Annotated in this window: 15 protein-coding genes and 1 pseudogene; 10 read left to right on the top strand and 6 right to left on the bottom strand. The window is 75.4% G+C overall.

What is annotated here, in order from left to right; translation table 11 throughout:
- Window positions 1–24 precede the first annotated feature (24 nt).
- Together FYW95_RS25915 and FYW95_RS25910 are read left to right on the top strand one after the other, a co-directional pair.
- Window positions 25–978, top strand: a complete 954-nt coding sequence (locus FYW95_RS25915) for a GlxA family transcriptional regulator (RefSeq protein ID WP_160050945.1) — start codon at window positions 25–27, stop codon at window positions 976–978.
- 359 nt (window positions 979–1337) lie between these two features.
- Window positions 1338–2975 (top strand): glycoside hydrolase family 10-like protein, encoded by a 1638-nt coding sequence (locus FYW95_RS25910; RefSeq protein WP_159945049.1) that lies wholly within the window; start codon window positions 1338–1340, stop codon window positions 2973–2975.
- Between the two features lie 59 nt (window positions 2976–3034).
- Here FYW95_RS25910 and FYW95_RS28745 read toward each other — a convergent pair whose 3' ends face one another.
- The 4 genes from FYW95_RS28745 to FYW95_RS25890 all read right to left on the bottom strand — a co-directional run bounded on the left by FYW95_RS28745 (window position 3035) and on the right by FYW95_RS25890 (window position 7214).
- A complete protein-coding gene (locus tag FYW95_RS28745) occupies window positions 3035–5563 on the bottom strand; it encodes an ABC transporter permease (RefSeq protein ID WP_159945050.1) in 2529 nt (842 codons plus the stop codon).
- On the bottom strand, window positions 5560–6372 hold the full coding sequence (locus FYW95_RS25900) for an ABC transporter ATP-binding protein (protein ID WP_159945051.1): 813 nt from the start codon (window positions 6370–6372) through the stop codon (window positions 5560–5562). The genes FYW95_RS28745 and FYW95_RS25900 overlap by 4 nt, the downstream gene beginning before the upstream one ends.
- 139 nt (window positions 6373–6511) lie before the next feature.
- Window positions 6512–6868, bottom strand: coding sequence for a YciI family protein (locus FYW95_RS25895; RefSeq protein WP_159945052.1), 357 nt, complete (start codon window positions 6866–6868; stop codon window positions 6512–6514).
- A gap of 109 nt (window positions 6869–6977) precedes the next feature.
- A complete protein-coding gene (locus tag FYW95_RS25890) occupies window positions 6978–7214 on the bottom strand; it encodes a hypothetical protein (RefSeq protein WP_159945053.1) in 237 nt (78 codons plus the stop codon).
- A gap of 646 nt (window positions 7215–7860) precedes the next feature.
- Between FYW95_RS25890 and FYW95_RS25885 the strand changes: the two genes are divergently transcribed.
- Window positions 7861–9240 carry an MFS transporter gene (locus tag FYW95_RS25885; RefSeq protein ID WP_160050944.1) on the top strand — a complete coding sequence of 460 codons (1380 nt, stop codon included), beginning with the start codon at window positions 7861–7863 and terminating at the stop codon, window positions 9238–9240.
- Here FYW95_RS25885 and FYW95_RS25880 read toward each other — a convergent pair.
- A complete protein-coding gene (locus FYW95_RS25880) occupies window positions 9182–10156 on the bottom strand; it encodes a helix-turn-helix transcriptional regulator (protein WP_159945055.1) in 975 nt (324 codons plus the stop codon). The two genes, FYW95_RS25885 and FYW95_RS25880, sit on opposite strands and share 59 nt — an antisense overlap.
- A 63-nt stretch (window positions 10157–10219) precedes the next feature.
- Here FYW95_RS25880 and FYW95_RS25875 point away from each other — a divergent pair, with 63 nt between their 5' ends.
- The 5 genes and pseudogenes from FYW95_RS25875 to FYW95_RS25860 all read left to right on the top strand — a co-directional run.
- Window positions 10220–12511: an ATP-binding cassette domain-containing protein gene (locus tag FYW95_RS25875; RefSeq protein ID WP_160050943.1), complete on the top strand. Its 2292-nt coding sequence runs from the start codon at window positions 10220–10222 to the stop codon at window positions 12509–12511.
- Window positions 12512–12655: 144 nt separating this feature from the next.
- A complete protein-coding gene (locus FYW95_RS25870) occupies window positions 12656–12964 on the top strand; it encodes a hypothetical protein (RefSeq protein WP_159945057.1) in 309 nt (102 codons plus the stop codon).
- Window positions 12965–13237: 273 nt separating this feature from the next.
- Window positions 13238–13558, top strand: coding sequence for a hypothetical protein (locus FYW95_RS28510; protein ID WP_236568066.1), 321 nt, complete (start codon window positions 13238–13240; stop codon window positions 13556–13558).
- A complete protein-coding gene (locus FYW95_RS25865; RefSeq protein WP_236568067.1) occupies window positions 13555–14277 on the top strand; it encodes a sensor histidine kinase in 723 nt (240 codons plus the stop codon). The genes FYW95_RS28510 and FYW95_RS25865 overlap by 4 nt, the downstream gene beginning before the upstream one ends.
- Before the next feature lie 2 nt (window positions 14278–14279).
- Window positions 14280–14803: pseudogene (locus FYW95_RS25860) on the top strand (LuxR C-terminal-related transcriptional regulator); the annotation flags it as partial.
- A gap of 246 nt (window positions 14804–15049) precedes the next feature.
- Here the strand turns inward: FYW95_RS25860 and FYW95_RS25855 are convergent.
- Window positions 15050–15715, bottom strand: coding sequence for a lytic polysaccharide monooxygenase auxiliary activity family 9 protein (locus FYW95_RS25855; protein WP_159945059.1), 666 nt, complete (start codon window positions 15713–15715; stop codon window positions 15050–15052).
- A gap of 191 nt (window positions 15716–15906) precedes the next feature.
- Between FYW95_RS25855 and FYW95_RS25850 the strand changes: the two genes are divergently transcribed.
- Both FYW95_RS25850 and FYW95_RS25845 read left to right on the top strand, forming a co-directional pair.
- The gene (locus FYW95_RS25850) at window positions 15907–16950 is read left to right on the top strand and encodes an MFS transporter (protein ID WP_160050941.1); all 1044 of its coding nucleotides are present in this window, start codon (window positions 15907–15909) and stop codon (window positions 16948–16950) included.
- A 381-nt stretch (window positions 16951–17331) separates the two neighbouring features.
- A partial coding sequence (locus FYW95_RS25845; RefSeq protein ID WP_201295045.1) for a cellulose binding domain-containing protein occupies window positions 17332–17560 on the top strand: 229 nt, incomplete at its 3' end.

Genomic DNA, 17560 nt, shown 5'->3' with positions numbered 1-17560 from the left:
GCCGCGAACACCTAGGATCTGGCCATGCACACGGTCGCCGTCCTCGCTCTGGACGAGGTCATCCCCTTCGATCTGGGCACGCCGCTGGAGGTCTTCGGCCGCACCGTGCTGGCCGACGGCCCCGCCGCCTACCGGGTGCGGGTATGCGCCCCGCGGCCGTCCGTGCGGGCGGGGGTGTTCGGTCTGAACGACCTCGACGGCCTCGACGCGCTCGCGGAGGCCGACACGGTCGTGGTCCCGGGCCGCTCCGACCTGTCCCTGCCGGTGCCCGAGGAGGCCGCGACGGCCCTGCGCGCCGTCGTCGACCGGGGAGGGCGCGTGGCCTCCATCTGCGTGGGCGCGTTCGTCCTGGCCGAGGCGGGCCTGCTGGACGGCCGCCGCGCCACCACGCACTGGGCCGTGGCCGAACTGCTCGCCGAGCGGTACCCGCGCGTGCGCGTGGACCCCAACGTGCTCTACGTCGACACCGGCCGGGTCCTCACATCGGCGGGGGCCGCCGCCGGCCTCGACCTGTGCCTGCACATGGTCCGCGCCGACTACGGCGCGGCCGTCGCCGCGGAGGCGGCCCGGCTGTCGGTGGTGCCCCTGGAGCGGGAGGGCGGGCAGGCGCAGTTCATCAACCGCCGCCCCCGGGTGGCCCGCGACTCGCCGCTCGCGGCCACGCTGGGCTGGATGGAGCAGAACAGCCGCGAGCCGCTCACCCTGAAGGACATCGCCGCCCACCTGGGCGTCAGCGTGCGCACCCTGAACCGCCGGTTCCACGACGAGACCGGGACCACCCCGATCACCTGGCTGCGGCACACGCGCGTGCGCCAGGCCCGGGCCCTGCTGGAGACCACGGGGCACACCGCCGAGCGGATCGCCCGCGAGGTGGGGTTCACCTCACCGGCAAACTTCCGCGAGGCGTTCAAGGAGGTGGTCGGGGTCAGCCCCGCCGCCTACCGCCGCTCCTTCCGCGGGATCACCCCAACGAGTTGAGGACGAACAGCAGCAGGGCCGTGAGCCCGACCGAGATCACGAGGGACAGGAAGCAGCCGAGCCGGTTGCTGAAGAAGACGAACACGTGCCTGGTCCTTTCCGGTCGGATCGGTCCGCGCGGGCGAACCTGGTGGACCCCTACCCACCGTCGCCGCGCGAATGGCCCGGGCGGGTGAGACGCGCGTTCTGACCACCGCCGACCGCGCCCGGGGATCCGGTCGACGCGGTCCGGACGCGACACATACACGGCAAAGTGCCGTAGGAGTCTTGCTTCGCCCCGGCGAATCGTGAAGGTTTTCTCCTGGAGGGCCGCTCGGGCGGTCCCCGTCCTCACGACAGAAGGCCGGAAGGAGCCCACGTTGGCTGACCCGAACCGGAACCGCTCCGCGTCCCGCACGGCCGGGACCCCGCTCCTCCGCGTCGGTGCCCTGTGCGGCGCCCTCGCCGCGGCGCTCACCGCGTCCCTGCTCCACGTACCGGCCTCGGCGGCCCCGGCGACCGCGACCGCCAGGAGCAGCGCCGAGCCGTGCGCGGTCGATCCCGGAGCCCCGCCCAAGCGGCAGATGCGCGCCGAGTGGATCGCCTCGGTGGTCAACATCGACTGGCCCAGCGAGCAGGGCCTGACCCCCGAACGGCAGCGGGCCGAGCTCACCGAGCTCTACGACCAGGCCGTGGCCGACGGGCTCAACGCCGTCTTCGTGCAGATCCGGCCGACCGCCGACGCGTTCTGGCCCTCCCCGTACGAGCCCTGGTCGGAGTGGCTCACCGGGCGGCAGGGGCGGGACCCGGGGTACGACCCCCTGAAGTTCGCCGTCGAGGAGGCCCACGCCCGCAACCTGGAGTTCCACGGCTGGTTCAACCCCTACCGGGTGGCCATGCACGACGATCCGGAGCGCCTGGTGGCGGACCACCCGGCCAGGCTGAACCCCGACTGGGTGTTCGCCTACGGGGGCAAGCTCTACTACGACCCCGGGGTTCCCGAGGCGCGCGCGTTCGTCGTCGAGGCGATGATGCACGCGGTCGAGAACTACGACCTGGACGGCGTGCACTTCGACGACTACTTCTACCCCTATCCGGTGTCCGGGCAGGAGATCCCGGACCGGGACACCTTCGCCGAGCACGGCGGGGGCTTCCAGGACATCGGGGACTGGCGGCGCGACAACGTCAACCGCCTGGTGGCGGAGATGGACGAGGCGGTGCACGCCGCCAAACCGCACGTGAAGTTCGGCGTCAGCCCCTTCGGGATCTGGCGCAACGCCTCCAGCGACCCCGCGGGCTCGGACACGCGCGGCTTCGAGTCCTACAGCGGTATCTACGCCGACAGCCGCAGGTGGGTGCGCGAGGGCTGGGTGGACTACGTCAACCCGCAGGTCTACTGGGAGATCGGCCTGTCGGTGGCCGACTACGCCGTCCTGGTGCCGTGGTGGGAGAAGGTGACGGCGGGAACCGGGACGCACCTGTACATCGGCCAGGCCGCCTACAAGGTCGGCAACGCCGGGGCCTGGTCCGACCCGGAGGAGCTGGCCCGGCACCTGGACCTGAACCGCGACCACCCGGGCGTGGACGGGGACGTCTACTTCAGCGCGACGTCACTGCGCACCAACGCGCGGACCGCCATGGACGTCGTGGTGGAACGGCACTACGCGCGGCCCGCCCTGGTCCCCGTCAAGGAGGACCTCGGCGGGGCGGCGCCCGAACCGCCCGCCATCGGCGCGGCCGAGCGGGGCGACGGCGGAGTCCGGCTCACCCTGCGAGCAGGTGGGGGGGAGCCGCCCGCCTACTACGCGGTGTACGCCTTCGACGGCACGCCCCGCAGGCCCGGGGCGCCGTGCGGGATCGAGGACCCGCGCACCATGCTCGGGACCGTGCGGGCCGCCGCGGACGGGGACACGGTCTTCACCGCGCCCGGCGGGCAGGGCGGCCGGACCTACTACGCCACCGCACTGGACCGGCTGCACCACGAGAGCGCGCCGAGCGACCCCCGGTACGTGCCCTGACCCGGAGGCGGAACCGCGCGGGGACCGGCCGGGCCCCGCGCGGTCCGGGGCGGGGGCGCTCAGCGGCTCCGCTGGTCGTCCGCGGCCCGCAGGGGCCGTACCCGAAGGGCCGCGGCGGCGGACCCCAGGCCCGCCAGCAGGCCCATCCCCATCACGCAGGCGGCCACCAGCAGGTACTGGCCCGGCGGCACGGCCAGGACCACCGCGTCCCCGGTGAGGGCCCGGCCGGTGGCCGCCAGACCGGCCAGGGCCGCGGCGCTGCCCAGCACGAGGCCCGCGAGCGAGACCGCGAGTGCCTCCCCCGCGACCGTCACCGCCGCCTGGAAGCGGGTGGCCCCCACCAGGCGCAGCAGGGCCAGCCGCGCCGACCGCGCCGAGACCGACACCACCATCGTGTTGGCCGCGCTGATGCCCGCGAAGCCCGCGACCAGCGCCGCCGCCAGCAGGAGGATCCAGTCGTCCCCCTCCCCCAGCCGCGCCTGCTCGGCGAGGTGCCCGGCACGGTCGCTGACCAGCGCACCGGGCACGGCGTCCAGGGCCTCCTCCAGCAGGAGTGCCGCGCCCCGGGCGTCGGCGGCCGGGTCGAGCCGGACGTAGAGCGCGCTGTCCGTCGCGTCCAGGAGCCGGGGGGCCAGGGCCGCCCGGGGCAGCAGAACCCGGGGGAAGTCCGGCCCGGCCCGGTACAGAACCGTCAGCCGGGCGGTGAGCTCCGCCCCGTCGGGCCCGGTGAGGGCCACGGTCTCCCCCACCCGCCACCCGTGGGCGCGTGCGGTGTCGGCGTGCGCGGCGACACCGTCGGCGCCGAAGCCGGCCCAGGACCCTTGTTCGGTGTGCAACCGGTACAGGTCCCCGGCCGTACCCGGGTCGACCAGGTGGGTGCTCAACGGGGCGCCGCCCGCAGCCGTCACCGTCTGCCGGAAACCCCCGACCGCGGCCACCCCGGGCACCCGCGCCGCCTCCCGGGCGGCGCTCGCGGGCAGGCCGACGCCCACCGGACCGGAGACCACGAGGTCGGCGGCGAGGCGCTCGCCGTAGGCGTGCAGGCGGGCCCCGGCGGTGGTCGGCCCCTGGAACAGCAGCAGACAGGTGACCGCCGCCGTCACCAGCAGCGGCACCAGGACCCCCGCCACCTGGCGCGGGTCGGCGCGCGCGTCCTCGACCGCGACGAGGAGGAGTGCGTTGCCCCGGGCCAGCGGTCGGAGCAGTCGCGCGAACCCGCGGACCAGGGCGGGGGCGGCCAGGGCCGCGGCGCCGACCAGGAGCACCGCGGCCGCGAGCGCGGCGGCCACCGCCGCCTCACTGGCGGCCAGGGCCCACGCCGCGCCGAGCAGCGCCACCGCTCCGGCCAGGGCCGCGCAGGCGCCAGCCAGGCGGAACCGGGAGAAGGGGGCGGGCGCGGCCTGAGCGGCGCGCATCGCCTCCACCGGGGCGACCCGGCCCGCGGCCAGGGCGGGCCGCCAGCAGGCCAGCAGCGGCACGGACACGGCGAGCACCGCCCCGACGGCGAACGCGGACCCGTCGAGGACGGGAGCGAACCCGTCGGGGAGCACCCCCATGGCGTCGAAGAGCCCGGTCAGCAGCAGCGCCGTCAGCGCACCCGCCGGACAGGACAGGACCGCCGCGACGCAGCCCAGGAGCAGGGCCTCGGCCGCGACCAGGCGGCGCACCGTCCCGGGGGTCGCCCCGGCCAGGCGCAGCAGGGCGAACTCGCCGGAGCGCCCGCGCACCGCCGCCGAGAGCAGACCCGCGGTCATGACGGCGGCCACCGCCAGGACCACCGCGGCCACGGTTCCCAGGAAACCGCCCATCCCCGAGGCGAGTTCGCGTTCGGCGCGGTCCAGGGCCAGGGCCCCGGCGCGTTCGCCGCCGGTCAGGACGCGCACGCCGCCGTCGCGCCCCACCTCCTCGGCGAGCCGGGCGGGGTAGGTTCCCTCCTCGGGCCACAGCACGGCCAGGACCGGGTCCCCGCCCCGGTCGGCGGCCTCTCCGGGGGAGAAGAACACCGCCCGGTCGCCGCCTCCCGCCGAACCGCCGTCGAGCCCGGTCACACCGGTGACGAGGACCTCGGCGATTCCGTCGGCGGTGAGCACCCGCGCCCGGTCCCCGGGGCCCAGCCCGGCCTCGGCCGCGGTCCGGGCGTCGAGCACCACCTCCCCCGCCGCGTCGGGCGCCCCGCCCTCGCGCGGAGTGAGCGACTCGGCCTCGGCGAGCGCCCAGGAGTGCCCCCAGGAACGGTCCGTCCGGTCGCCGAGCACGCGGTCGCCCACGACCACGTAGGCGGCGAAGGGGGCCTCCACCGTCACGCGGGCGACCCCGGGGGCCCGCTTCAGCCGTGCCACGGTGCCGGGGGCCAGCCGCGCCGGTTCGCCCAGGGGTGTCCGGGCGATCTCGGCCTCCCCGGCCACGGCGACGACTGGCGCCCCGGAGAGCGACCACCCCGCCCCCGCGCCCCCGGCGGCCCGCCGGTCGGCCGCCTCCGCCAGGGCGAGGGTGGCCGTGACCAGTCCCGCGCCCAGGGCCACCGTCAGGACCGACAGTGCCAGCGAGCGGGCCCGGTCGGCGAGGCCGCGCAGCACGAGCCTGGTCATCCGGCGCCGCCTTCGGGGGCGCCGGTGCCACCTCCGGGGTCCGGCCAGCCGGGACCCCCCGCACCGGGCAGGGCCCGCACGGAGGCGGCGGGACCGGCCGCCTCCGCCGCGATCCGGCCGTCGCGCAGGTGGAGGACCCGGTCGGCTCGGGCGGCGGCCGCGGGGTCGTGGGTGACCATCACGACGGTCTGCCCGTACACGGAGGCGGCCGCGCGCAGGGCGTCCAGGACCCGCGCCCCGGAACGGGAGTCCAGCTGGCCCGTGGGTTCGTCCGCGAAGAGCACGCTCGGCCGGTGCACCAGGGCCCGGGCGACGGCGGCCCGTTGCCTCTGGCCACCGGAGAGCTCGAAGGGCCGGTGGCGCAGGCGCGGTCCCAGCCCGAGCGCGTCCACGAGTTCCTCTCGCCAGGCGCGGTCGGCGGGCAGGCCCGACAGGCGCTGTCCCAGGGTGATGTTCTCCGCCACGGTCAGCGAGGGCAGGAGGTTGGCGGTCTGGAAGACGAAGCCGAACTCCCGGGCCCGCAGCCGGGTCAGCCCCGGTTCGGCCGACCCGGTGATCTCGCGCCCCCGCAGCAGCACCGTGCCCGCGTCGGGGCGCTCCAGCCCCGCCAGGCAGTGCAGGAGGGTGCTCTTGCCCGACCCGGAGGGTCCCGTGACCGCGGTGAACCCGCCCCGGGGGAAGACGGCGTCCACTCCCCGCAGGGCGTGGACGGGCGGGCCGCCCCGGCGGTGGGCCAAGGCCAGCCCCACCGCCACGAGCAGCGGGGAGCCGTCACCGGTCTCCGGGGGGTCGTGGACGTGTCTGCCCATGGGTGGCTCCGCTCGCTCGGCCGGGGGAGGCGCGCGAGGCCCCCGCGTTCTTCCCGACCAGCCAAGCAGGGCGCCCCGAGCCGGTCACGGGGCCTGGGCGGAGACCCGGGGGTGGGGCGCTCCCCACCCCCGGGAGCGGTCACTCCTCGGTGATCTCGCGGACCTCGGCGCCCACGGTCCAGTGCTCGGGGTGGGCGCTCAGGAACCGGCCGGTCCACTCCAGGGCCTCGGCCCGGTCCCGGGCGCGGAGGATGGCGTAGCCGCCGACGACCTCCTTGGTCTCGGTGAAGGGGCCGTCGGTGTAGCTCAGCCGCCCCCCGGACCAGGTCACCCGGGTCCCCTCGGAGGTGGGGACGAGCCCGGCCGTCTCGACCATCACCCCCGCCTCGTTGATCTCCCGGAACAGGGCGCCCATGCGCTCCTCGAAACCGGGGTCGGCCTCCAGCGCTGAGAAGGACCTCTCGTCGACACGGATCATGGTCAGAAAGCGCGGCACGGTGGCTCCTCGGTCGGCGGGGTCCCTCCCCGCCCTCGACCGTACGTCGAACGGGACGCGGACGGATCGACACGCGCGCCCGGGAAATCCGGCCCCCGCCGCGGGCGGCTCAGAGGAGGAGCATGCCCGCCACGTAGGGGACGGCCATGACCGCGGACGCGGACGCGGTGACGTAGAGGACCATGAACGCCCTGATCGGCCGGAGGACGCGCCGGTGCTCCCCGGCGTAGGGGGCGTGGAGCCGCTCCCTGACCCCCCGGTGCGGCGGGCGAGGTCGTCGTCGACCGCCCAGGAGAAGACGGACCTCTCCTCGTCCAGCGCCCAGAGCGGAAGCCTCTCCGTCCACTCGAAGAACTCCCTGTTCTGACGCGGTTCCGTGGAGACGCGGAACTCGACGAGGCCCCAAGGGGGCCCTCCGCTCCGAACGGGGCCCTCCCCGGTGGGAACGACCGCTCGGTCCCGCGCCGCAGGCCGCCGGACACGCGCATGAGCGGATGGGCCCTGGTGGAGACCACGGCCGCGCGGGCCCGCCACCCGCCGTCCCCGGCCGTGTAACGGCCCCCGAGCTCCCCGGCGAGTTCCGCGTGGGCCGTGGCGGGGTCGGCGGGGGAGCGGTGTTCGGCCCACCTCTCCCCCGTGGCGGGGTCGAGTTCCTCCCGCACGGGACCGGCGTGGTAGGCGCGGTGTGCGGGGCCCTCCCCCGGCGGTCGTCTCCGCCGGCGCAACTCACCGGGATCCATCGTGATCCTGAGCCCGTCGGTGCCGTAGAACCCGGCGAGCATGCAGTAGGCAGTCATCACCGGCATGCCCACGAGGAGCATGAGCACGATGGCGACGGCGGTGAGGAGGTCCACGGGGTCCGTCTTCTCGGCGTGAATGGGCGGAGGCGGACGCCGGACGGCGCGGACCGGCCCCGCGGGCTTGACCTGAACCGCGGTTGAGGTAGTGGACTCTGATCCGGCCCGTTCCGACGACCGGAAGAGCAGGTTCCCATGGCCGCCGCACCACAGATCCCCCGGGCCGGTGGCCTGTGGGGGCGCAGTACCCGCCCCGTCGTCCTGGGCGCGCTGGGGCTCATGGCGTTCATCGCCTTCGAGTCCTTCGCCGTCACCACCGCGCTTCCGGTGGTGGCCGCGGACCTGTCGGCCGAGCGGTGGTACTCGCTGGCCTTCGCGGCCACCGCCACCACCGGGCTGGTCGGGATGACCGTCGGCGGCCGCTGGGCGGACCTGCGCGGTCCGGCCGCGCCCCTGCTCTGGGGCGGGCTGACCTTCCTGAGCGGCATCGCGCTGTGCGTGCTGGCGCCCGGCATGGGCGTGTTCGTCCTGGGCCGCCTCCTCCAGGGCCTGGGCGGCGGCATCGACTCCGTGGTGCTGTACGTGGTCATCGCGCGGTTCGTGCCCGGGGAGCTGCGCACACGCATGTTCGGCCTGCTCACCGCCGCGTGGCTGCTCCCGGCCGCGGTGGGACCGCTGGTCACCGGCCTGCTGGTCGAGCTGGTGCACTGGCGGGCGGTGTTCGCCCTGGCCCTGGCGGGGGCGGCCGTGTCGCTGGCCCGGCTGTTCGGCGTGGCCCGGACGGCGGCGCCCGGCGGAGCCGGGGGCCGGGTTCCGGACGCGCGCTGCGTCTGGGCCGCCGCGGCGGCGGTCGCCGTGCTCGGCCTGCACCTGGCCGGTCAGCGGCCGCCGCCGTGGCTGGGGGTGTGGACGCTGGCCAGTGTCGCGGCCGTGGCCCTCACCGCGGCCCGTCTGCTGCCCGGGGGGACGATGCGCGCGCGGGCGGGCATCCCCCGCCTGGTGGCGCTGCGCGGCCTGCTCGGGGGCGCCACCGCGGCCACCGACGTCTACCTTCCGCTGTACCTGCAGTACGAACGCGGCTACTCCCCGGCGGCGGCCGGGGCGGTGGTCGCGGTCGGGGCGCTGGGATGGGCGCTGGGCGCCTGGCTCCAGGGGCGTCCGGGGACGGAGGAGCGCGGCGCCGCCGTCCTGCGCGGGGCGGCCCCGCTCGTGGCGTGCGGCCCCGTGCTGGCGGCGGCATTCGTGTGCGGCCTGGTGCCCGTGGCGGTGGTCATCGCCGGATGCGTGCTCATGGGTGTGGGCATGGGGATCGCCTACCCGCAGGTCACGGCGTCGGTGCTGACGCTGTCCCCACCGGAGCGGCAGGGCGAGCACAGCTCCGGGCTGCAGATCTCGGAGTCCCTGGGCGCGTCGGTGTTGATGGCGGTCACCGGCGCGGTGCTCACGGCCTCGGCGCTGAGCGGGTACCCGTACGCCTACGCCGTCGTCACGGGGGTGGCGCTGCTGGCGCTGGCCCTCACGTGGGCTCCGCGTCCGGAAGGGAGTCGCGGAGCCGGTCGGCCAGCGCGGCGGTGAGCCGGACGAACTCCTCGGGTTCCTCGACGGTGAAGGGCAGGCCGGTGAGTCCCAGGACGAGGGCGAGCCACTCGTAGGAGTCCACCCGGGCGGTGTAGCGGGAGCGGCCGGGTCCGGCCGGGGCGAGGTCGCCGTCGATCCGGGTGAGGCGCGCGGCCACATCCCCGGCCGGGGCGTCGAACAGGACGGAGGCCGTGCGGCGGTCCCCGGTGTCGCGAAAGCCCCGTTCCAGGTGGTCGGCGAGCCGCTCGGCCGGCGGCTCCCGGTGTGGGAAGGGCGCCCGGGTGGAGGTGACCGCCCCGATCCGGTCCAGGCGGAAGGTCCGCCAGTCGTCGCGTTCGCGGTCCCAGGCGAACAGGTACCAGCGCCGCCCGGACAGGACCAGCCGGTAGGGGTCCACCTTGCGGCGGTGCTCCCGGCCGTCGCCGCCCCGGTGGACCATCCGGACCCAGTGCCCGGCCGCGACCGCCTCGCTCAGAGCGGTGAGCACCTCCCGCCCCACGCCCGGCCAGACCCGCCGTTCGGGTTCGACCGCCTCGGTCAGGGCGGCGGCCCGGCGGGCCAGGCGGTCGGGGAGCAGTTGGCCGAGCTTGGCCAGGGCGCGCTCGGCGCTCTCCTCCACCCCCTCCACCCCGCCGAGCCCGGCGGCGGCGATCCGCAGGCCCAGGGCGGCGGCGACGACCTCGTCGTCCTCCAGCAGCAGCGGCGGCACCGCGCGGCCGGCCACCAGGCGGTAGTGGCCGCCGGGCCCGCGCAGGCTCTCCACGGCGTAGCCCAGGTCGCGCAGCCGGTCGATGTCACGGCGCAGCGACCGCGGGCTGGCGCCCAGGGCGGCGGCCAGGTCGGCGCCGGGCCAGGCCCGGCCGGTCTGGAGCAGGGAGAGCAGGCGCAGCATCCGCGCACTCGTGTCGGCCATACCCACGATTCTGCCGACGGTTGTGGCCGGATTCCGGCCGCAACGGTTCCTAGCGTGGGCGGCATGACCACCGACACAGCGCGGCCGCGTGCGGCCGCTGACGCGATCGTCGTGCGGGGCGCCAGGACGCACAACCTGCGGGGAGTGGACGTGCGCGTCCCCCACCACCGGATCACGGTGTTCACCGGCGTCTCGGGCTCGGGCAAGTCCTCGCTGGTGTTCGACACCATCGCCGCCGAGGCGCGGCGCCAGCTCAACGACACCCACGACAGCTTCGTCCGCAACCGGCTGGCCGCCCCGGCCAGGCCCGAAGCCGACCGGATCGACCACCTGTCGGTCGCCGTGGTCCTGGACCAGCGCCGCCTGACCGCCAACGCCCGCTCGACGGTGGGCACGGCCACGGACATCGCGCCGCTGGTGCGGCTGCTGTTCTCCCGGCTCGGCGAGCCCTCCGCCGGACTCTCGCACGCGTTCTCCTTCAACGACCCGCGCGGCATGTGCCCGGAGTGCCAGGGGCTGGGAACCGTGGACCGGGTGGACGTGGCGGCCCTGGTGGACCCGGACCTGTCCCTGGACGAGGGCGCGATCCGGTTCCCGACCTTCGCGCCCGGCACGTGGCGGTGGAAGCGCTACGTGCACTCCGGGCTGTTCGACCGCGCCAAGCCCGTACGCGACTACACGGCCCGGGAACGGGAGCTGCTGCTGTACGCCGAGGGGGTGCGTCCGCCCGATCCCGATCCGGAGTTCCCGAAGACCGGGACCTTCGAGGGGGTGGTGCCCCGGTTCACCCGCGCGTACCTGACCTCGGACTCCCCGCGCCTGTCCGCGCGGGTCCGGGCCGCCCTCGACCGGGTGGTCAGCTCCGGGCCGTGCCCGGCCTGCGGCGGCGCACGGCTCAACCGGGCCGCGCTGGAGAGCCGGATCGGCGGGCGCACCATCGCCGACTGGTGCGCCCTGCCCGCCACCGAACTGGCCGGGGTCGTGGCGGGGATCGGGGCGGCACGGGTCGGGCCGGTGACGGAGGCGCTGGTGGAACGGCTCGGCCACCTGGACCGGGTGGGTCTGGGCTACCTCAGCCTGGACCGCCCCTCCGGGACCCTCTCGGGCGGTGAGGCGCAGCGGGTGCGGATGGTGCGGTGCATGGGCGGATCGCTCACCGGGCTGACGTACGTGTTCGACGAGCCCAGCACCGGTCTGCACCCGGCCGACGTGCACCGGCTGACCGACCTGATGCGCGGACTGCGCGACCGGGGGAACACGGTGCTGGTGGTCGAGCACGACCCCGACGTCATCCGGCACGCCGACCACGTGGTGGACATGGGTCCGGGGCCGGGCCGGCACGGCGGCCGGGTGGTCTACGAGGGGCCCGTGGCGGGGCTGTCGGGGGCCGACACCCCGACCGGCCGCTACCTGCGCGGGCCGCGTGCGGTGCGCCGGACCGTCCGGACGCCGACGGGGAGCATCCGTATCCGCGGCGCGAGCCTGCACAACCTGCGGAACGTGGACGTGTCGGTGCCGACCGGGGTGCTGACGGCGGTCACCGGGGTGGCCGGGTCGGGCAAGAGCTCGCTGGCGGCCGGAGAGCTGCCGCGGGTGCGGCCGGACGCGGTGGTGGTCTCCCAGGGTTCCGTCGGGGGCGGCGGCCGGTCCACCCCCGCGACCTTCCTGGGCGTGCTGGACCCGCTGCGGGAGCTGTTCGCCCGGCGCAACGCGGTGTCCGCCTCCTGGTTCAGCGCGAACTCGACCGGCGCGTGCCCCGCGTGCCGGGGGCGCGGAACGGTCACCACCGACCTGGCCTTCCTGGACGACGTGGAGACCGTCTGCGAGGACTGCGGGGGCACGCGCTTCAACGCCCGGGCGCTGTCGTACACGCTGGACGGCCGCACGATCGCCGACGTGCTGGCGATGACCGCCGCGGAGGCCGCCGGAGCCTTCGCCGGAACCGGGATCTCGGACGCCTGTGAGCGCCTGGTGCGGGTGGGGCTGCCCTACCTCAGGCTCGGCCAGTCGCTGGACACGCTGTCGGGCGGGGAGCGCCAGCGGCTCTCCCTGGCCCGGGAGCTGGCCGCACCGGCGCGGGTCTACGTGCTGGACGAGCCCACGGCCGGTCTGCACGGCGCCGACGTGGAGCGGCTGCTCGCCCTGTTCGACCGGATGGTGGCGGAGGGGACGACCCTGGTGGTCGTGGAACACCACCTGGACGTGGTCGCCCGCGCCGACCACGTCGTCGACCTCGGTCCGGGGGCGGGGACGTACGGGGGCCGGGTGGTGTTCGAGGGCACTCCGGAGCGGATGGTCCGCTCGGGCCGGGGGGCGACCGCCGACGCGCTCCGGCGCCACCTGGCCGGGGCGTAGGTCCGGCCGGTGCGGGGGGCCGGGTACGGGGCGCGGCACAGGAGACCTGTTTCGGCCCGCCCTGATCACGCTTCGCATTTGCCCCTTACCGAGGGCTTATCTCGACGGGGTAGACAGGGTCCACCGACCTACGGAGCTGAGTACATGTTCGACGACCTGATCGACTGGTTCAAGGGACTCTTCGGCGGAGCCGCCGAGGAGGCGGTCCAGGGGGTGTCCGACACCCTGGGCGCGGGCGTGGAGTCCGGCCAGGACGCGGCGGCGGCCTTCGGCGAGGAGGCCGCCGGCGGTGTCGCCGAGGCCCAGGCCCTGGGTGAGGAGGCGCTCGGCGGGGTCGCCCAGGCCGGCGAGGGCTTCCAGGAGCAGGCCGACACCGTGAGCGGGGTGGTGGAGGACCCGGGCGGCGCCGCCACCGACGCGGCGCGGAACCACCTCTTCGGCGACAGCGCGTGAGCGGGTAGGCCCTCCGGGGCGGGACCGCGGCCCCTCCGTCCCCGGGGTCGTCCCGCCCAGTGCGCTCCCCCGCCCCGGGCCGCTCCCGCCCCCCAGCCGTGCGCGGGCCCGCAGGGGCGCCCGGCGGGATTGCGGTGTTCCGCAGTACCGGGCCGGTGTCCGACTGGCTAGTCTCGGCGCCGAAGGCCGCTCCTCGCGGCCGCGGACGGGGCGGCCCGGAGCGGCGGGCCGCGGGACGGCGCCGGGCACGGCTCCGGACCGGGAAGGGGCAGTGTGGGAGCGCGCGGAGGAACGGACCGCGGGGGCGCCGTGCCGCGCGAGTGGGCGCGCGCGGTCGTGGGGGCCGCGGCGGTCCGGTCGCTGGTCCGGCTGGAGCGCGGCCGCCTGGACACGCTGTTCGGCGTCGGGATCACCGAGCGCCGGGGGACCGCGCGTCCGCTCGCCTACCCGGCGGCCCGCTGCCCGGTCGGGATATGCGGCGGTCTGGTGCTGGCCTTCTTCGCCGCCGGGCTCTACCTGGTGCTCTCCCCCCTGGAGGCCCTCGACGGCAACCCCTGGGGGTCATCCCGGTCGACCTCGTGCTCATGTACGTGAGTGTGCAGGGAACCGTGGGACTGGTGGGAACGGAGCGCTGGCTGGCCCGCAGGTTCCTCGGTCCCAGCCGTGAGGACCTGATGGAGGAGCGGATCGGGATGCTGGTCAGCACTCGGGCCGGGGTGGTGGCCGCCGTCGACGCGGAGCGCCGCCGCATCGAGCGCGACCTGCACGACGGCGTCCAGCAGCGCCTGGTGCTGCTGGGGATGGCCCTGGGCCGGGCCCGCCGCGATCCGGGGTCGCCGGGCGGGCGTGCCCTGGTCGAGCAGGCCCATGAGGAGGCCCGGCGGGCGCTGGACGACCTGGGGGAGGTCGCCTGGCGGGTCTACCCCGCGGCGCTGGCCGGGGACGGGCTGCGCGCCGCCCTGCACGGGCTGGTCGGACGCTCCCCCCTGCCGGTGGACGTGGAGTACGACCTGCGCGGGGAGCTGTCGGCGGACGTGGAGACGGCGGCCTACTTCGTGGTCGCCGAGGCGGTCACCAACGCGGTCAAGCACGCGGGAGCCGGACTGATCGGCGTACGGGTCGGCGGGGGCGGCACCGAGGGAGGGGAGCCGGTGGTGGTACGGGTACACGACGACGGGACGGGCGGGGCGGACCCCGCGGGGAGCGGGCTGGCCGGACTGGCGAGCCGGGTCCAGGCGCTCGACGGACGGTTGACGGTGGGCAGTCCCCCGGGCGGACCCACGACGGTCACGGCGGAGCTGCCGTGCGGGTGATCGTGGCCGAGGAACCGCCCGACGTGGCCGTGGTGGACGTGCGCATGCCGCCCACACACACCGACGAGGGGCTGCGCGCCGCGGTGCGGATCCGCCGGGAGCGGCCCTCCGTGGGCGTGCTGGTGCTGTCGCAGTACGTGGAGAGGCGGTACGCCGCCCAGCTGTTCGGCGCGGACGCCGCCGGGGTGGGCTACCTGCTCAAGGACCGGGTGGTGGAGGTCGACGCGTTCCTCGACGCGCTGGTCCGGGTGGGCGGGGGCGGCGCGGCCTTCGACCCCGAGGTAGTGCGCAGCTGGTCGCCGGCGGCGGCCGCGCGGATCCGCTGGGGCGCCTGACCGAACGCGAGCGCGACGTGATGGCCCTGATGGCCCAGGGACACACCAACCCGGTGATCGCGGCGCGCCTGCTCGTCTCCCAGAGCGCGGTGGAGAAGCACGCCAACGCGATCTTCGCCAAGCTCGGCCCCGGCGACACCCCGGGGTACAGCCGACGCGTCCTGGCGGTGCTGCGCTACCCGGACGTCTGAGGCGGCGCGGCGACCGCCGGCCCCGGCCCGGCCGGACACGGAGAAGCGCCGTACGGCGGGGGTGGGCCCGCCGCACGGCGCCGGGGTCCGGCGGGGGTGGCGGCCCCGGCGGACCCGGTCCGCCTCCGGTGGAGGATCCCGGGCGGACCGTGGAGGGAGGCCGGAGGGGGCCGGGTCGGCCGCCGCGCGGCGGCCGACCCGGCCGGTGGCGCGGCCCCGCGCCGGGACGGGGCCGCGGCCGGGGGGCTACACGAAGTTCACGTCACTGCACAGGTAGTAGGCCTGGTCCATGTGGGAGGCCTGCCAGATGGTGAACACGACGTGGTGTCCGGACCTGCCCGGTGCGCTGACGTTGATGTAGGTGTCCAGCGCGGGCGGGCGGGACCCGGTGGTCTGGACCAGCTCCAGGTCGTTCCAGCCCAGCGCCTGGGTGGCGGGGTTGAAGCCCTGCTTGGTGACGTAGACCCGGAAGTAGTCCGCGCCGTGCTGAGCCTGGTCGTAGAGGTGGAGGGTGAAGTTGCTGCCGACGTTCGTGGTCTTCCACGGGCCGACCGCGTCCATCGAGTTGTAGCGGCCGCCCTCGGTCCTGCCGCCGCTGCACAGGGTGCCGTTGGGGATCTGGCCCTGGTGGTCGCCGCCCACGTTGTTGCGGTACAGCCCGTTCCAGTTCCACATGGCGTTGGGGTTGTCCTGCCACGCCTGCCAGCACATGGGGTCTTCCTGGGCCATGGCCGGGTTGAGGTGGTCGGAGCCCCAGCGCTCCCAGCAGCCGTAGTTGCGCGAGGCGGGGTCGACGATCGAACCGTGCGCGGCGGCGGGAGCCGCCATCGTGGTCAGCGCCATCAGGGGCGCGGCGGCCAGGACGAGGGCGCGGGCGAGCCAGGTGCGGCTCTTGCTGGTCTTGGTGTTCATTGCGTTCTCCGTCTTTCTCGGCTGGATCAGCCGATCGACGGGGAGCGCTCCCACGCCGCATGTTACCCACCGGAATCGGGTCGAAACAGACCGCCGGAAAAATTTCTGGCGCCGACTCGGCGGGGGCGGCTACCGTGCCCGGGCCGACCCGACCGCACCGCGGGTCCGCCGCGCTCCGAGGAGGGAACCCGGTGCACGCCGCCACCGCGCCTCCGCCACCCCCGCCCGCGCGCCGGAGGGTGCTCGCCGCGGCCAACCTGACCCGGGGGACGGTCCTCGCACTACTCACCGCGGCGCTCCTGGCCGGGAGCACCGACCTGTGGCCGGTCTACGCGGCGGCCTTCGTGCTCGGCGCCGGAGAGGCCCTGGCCGACACCGCCTACGGTTCGCTGGTTCCGCCGGTGGTCCGCCGCGACTCCCTGGGCAGGGCCAACGCCCGCCTGGCGCTGACCTTCTCGCTCAACAACCAGCTGCTCGGCCCGCCCCTGGGAGCGCTGATGTTCGCGGGGCTGTGGGCGCTGCCGTTCGGATCCGACGCGCTGGCCCACCTGGTTTCGGTGCTGGTCGTGCTGCGGATCGCGGTCTCCTCCGGGTCCCCGGAGGCGCCTGCGGAGCCCGACGGGGCGCGGCGCACGACGCTGCGCGCCGAGATCGGCGAGGGGCTGTCCTTCGTGCGGGGCACGGCGGGCCTGCGCGTCCTGTGCGCGTGCATCCTGGTGATGAACCTGGCGGGGGTGGGTGCGTTCTCGGTCTGGGTGCTCTACGCCCGTGAGCACCTGGGGCCGTCCGAGACGGGGTTCGGCCTGTTCGTGGCCGCCGGCGCGGTGGGCGGCGTCCTCGGCTCCCAGGTGTACGGGTGGCTGGAAACACGCGTGGGTCGGTTGTTCCTGCTGCGTTGGGGCCTGGTCGTGGAGGCGGCGACCTACGCTGCCCTGGCCCTGACCTCGGACGGCCGGGTGGCGGGCCTGGTCATGGTGCTGTTCGGAATCCACGCCGTGGTGTGGGGCACCGTCGCCACGACGGTGCGCCAGCGGCTCACCCCCGACCCCCTCCTCGGCCGGGTCGGGAGCGTGTACCGGCTCGCTGGCCTGGGCGGGGCCGCTCTGGGCGCGGTGCTGGGCGGACTGGTCGCCGAGTACGCGGGGCTACTGGTGCCCTTCTGGACCGCCGCCGCGGCGGTGGGGGCGCTCGCCGTGTTCGCATGGCGACCACTGGTTATTACTAACCGGTTGTGAACCAGGTCACCACCTGCGCATTTCCCTTCCGTGAACGACGTACCAGAAATAGATCCGTCATATGGTGTTTACATATCACCATTGGAGGGCTACCGTTCAGGAAAGCGTTGCGGGCCCGTGACTCCGAGAGCCGCGGATTCCGGCAACGCCCTCGCACACCTTGTTCACGACCGACCTCTGTACCCCGCTCACCTTCGACTGGGAGCGCTCCCACCCTTCCGGTCCGTTTTAACCAGGATTTCACCAGGCCAAAAGGCGCGAGAATGCCCCGCTCCCCCCCATAAACGTCGGCAATTCCTCCCTCCACACCTTCCGCCGGGCGCCATCCCGGCACCTTTCACCTGCTTCTTCTGGCACCCCGCTTCCACAAGGAAAGAACAGATGAGCACACCCCCCCGTGCCGCGAACCTACGTTCGTGGACACGACGCGGCATCGCCGTGACCTCCGCCCTGGTGCTCGGCACCGGCCTGGCGGCCATCACCTCCTCACCCGCCAGTGCGGCGCCCGGTTGCGAGGTCGACTACCGGCTCAACGACTGGGGCTCGGGCTTCACCGCGGACGTGGAGATCACCAACGTCGGCGACCCGGTCAACGGCTGGACCCTGGAGT

Source organism: Nocardiopsis sp. FR4 (genome assembly GCF_009830945.1).
Taxonomy (GTDB): domain Bacteria; phylum Actinomycetota; class Actinomycetes; order Streptosporangiales; family Streptosporangiaceae; genus Nocardiopsis.
Note: the sequence above shows the minus strand (reverse complement) of the source record. Positions and strands in the feature narration are given on the sequence as shown.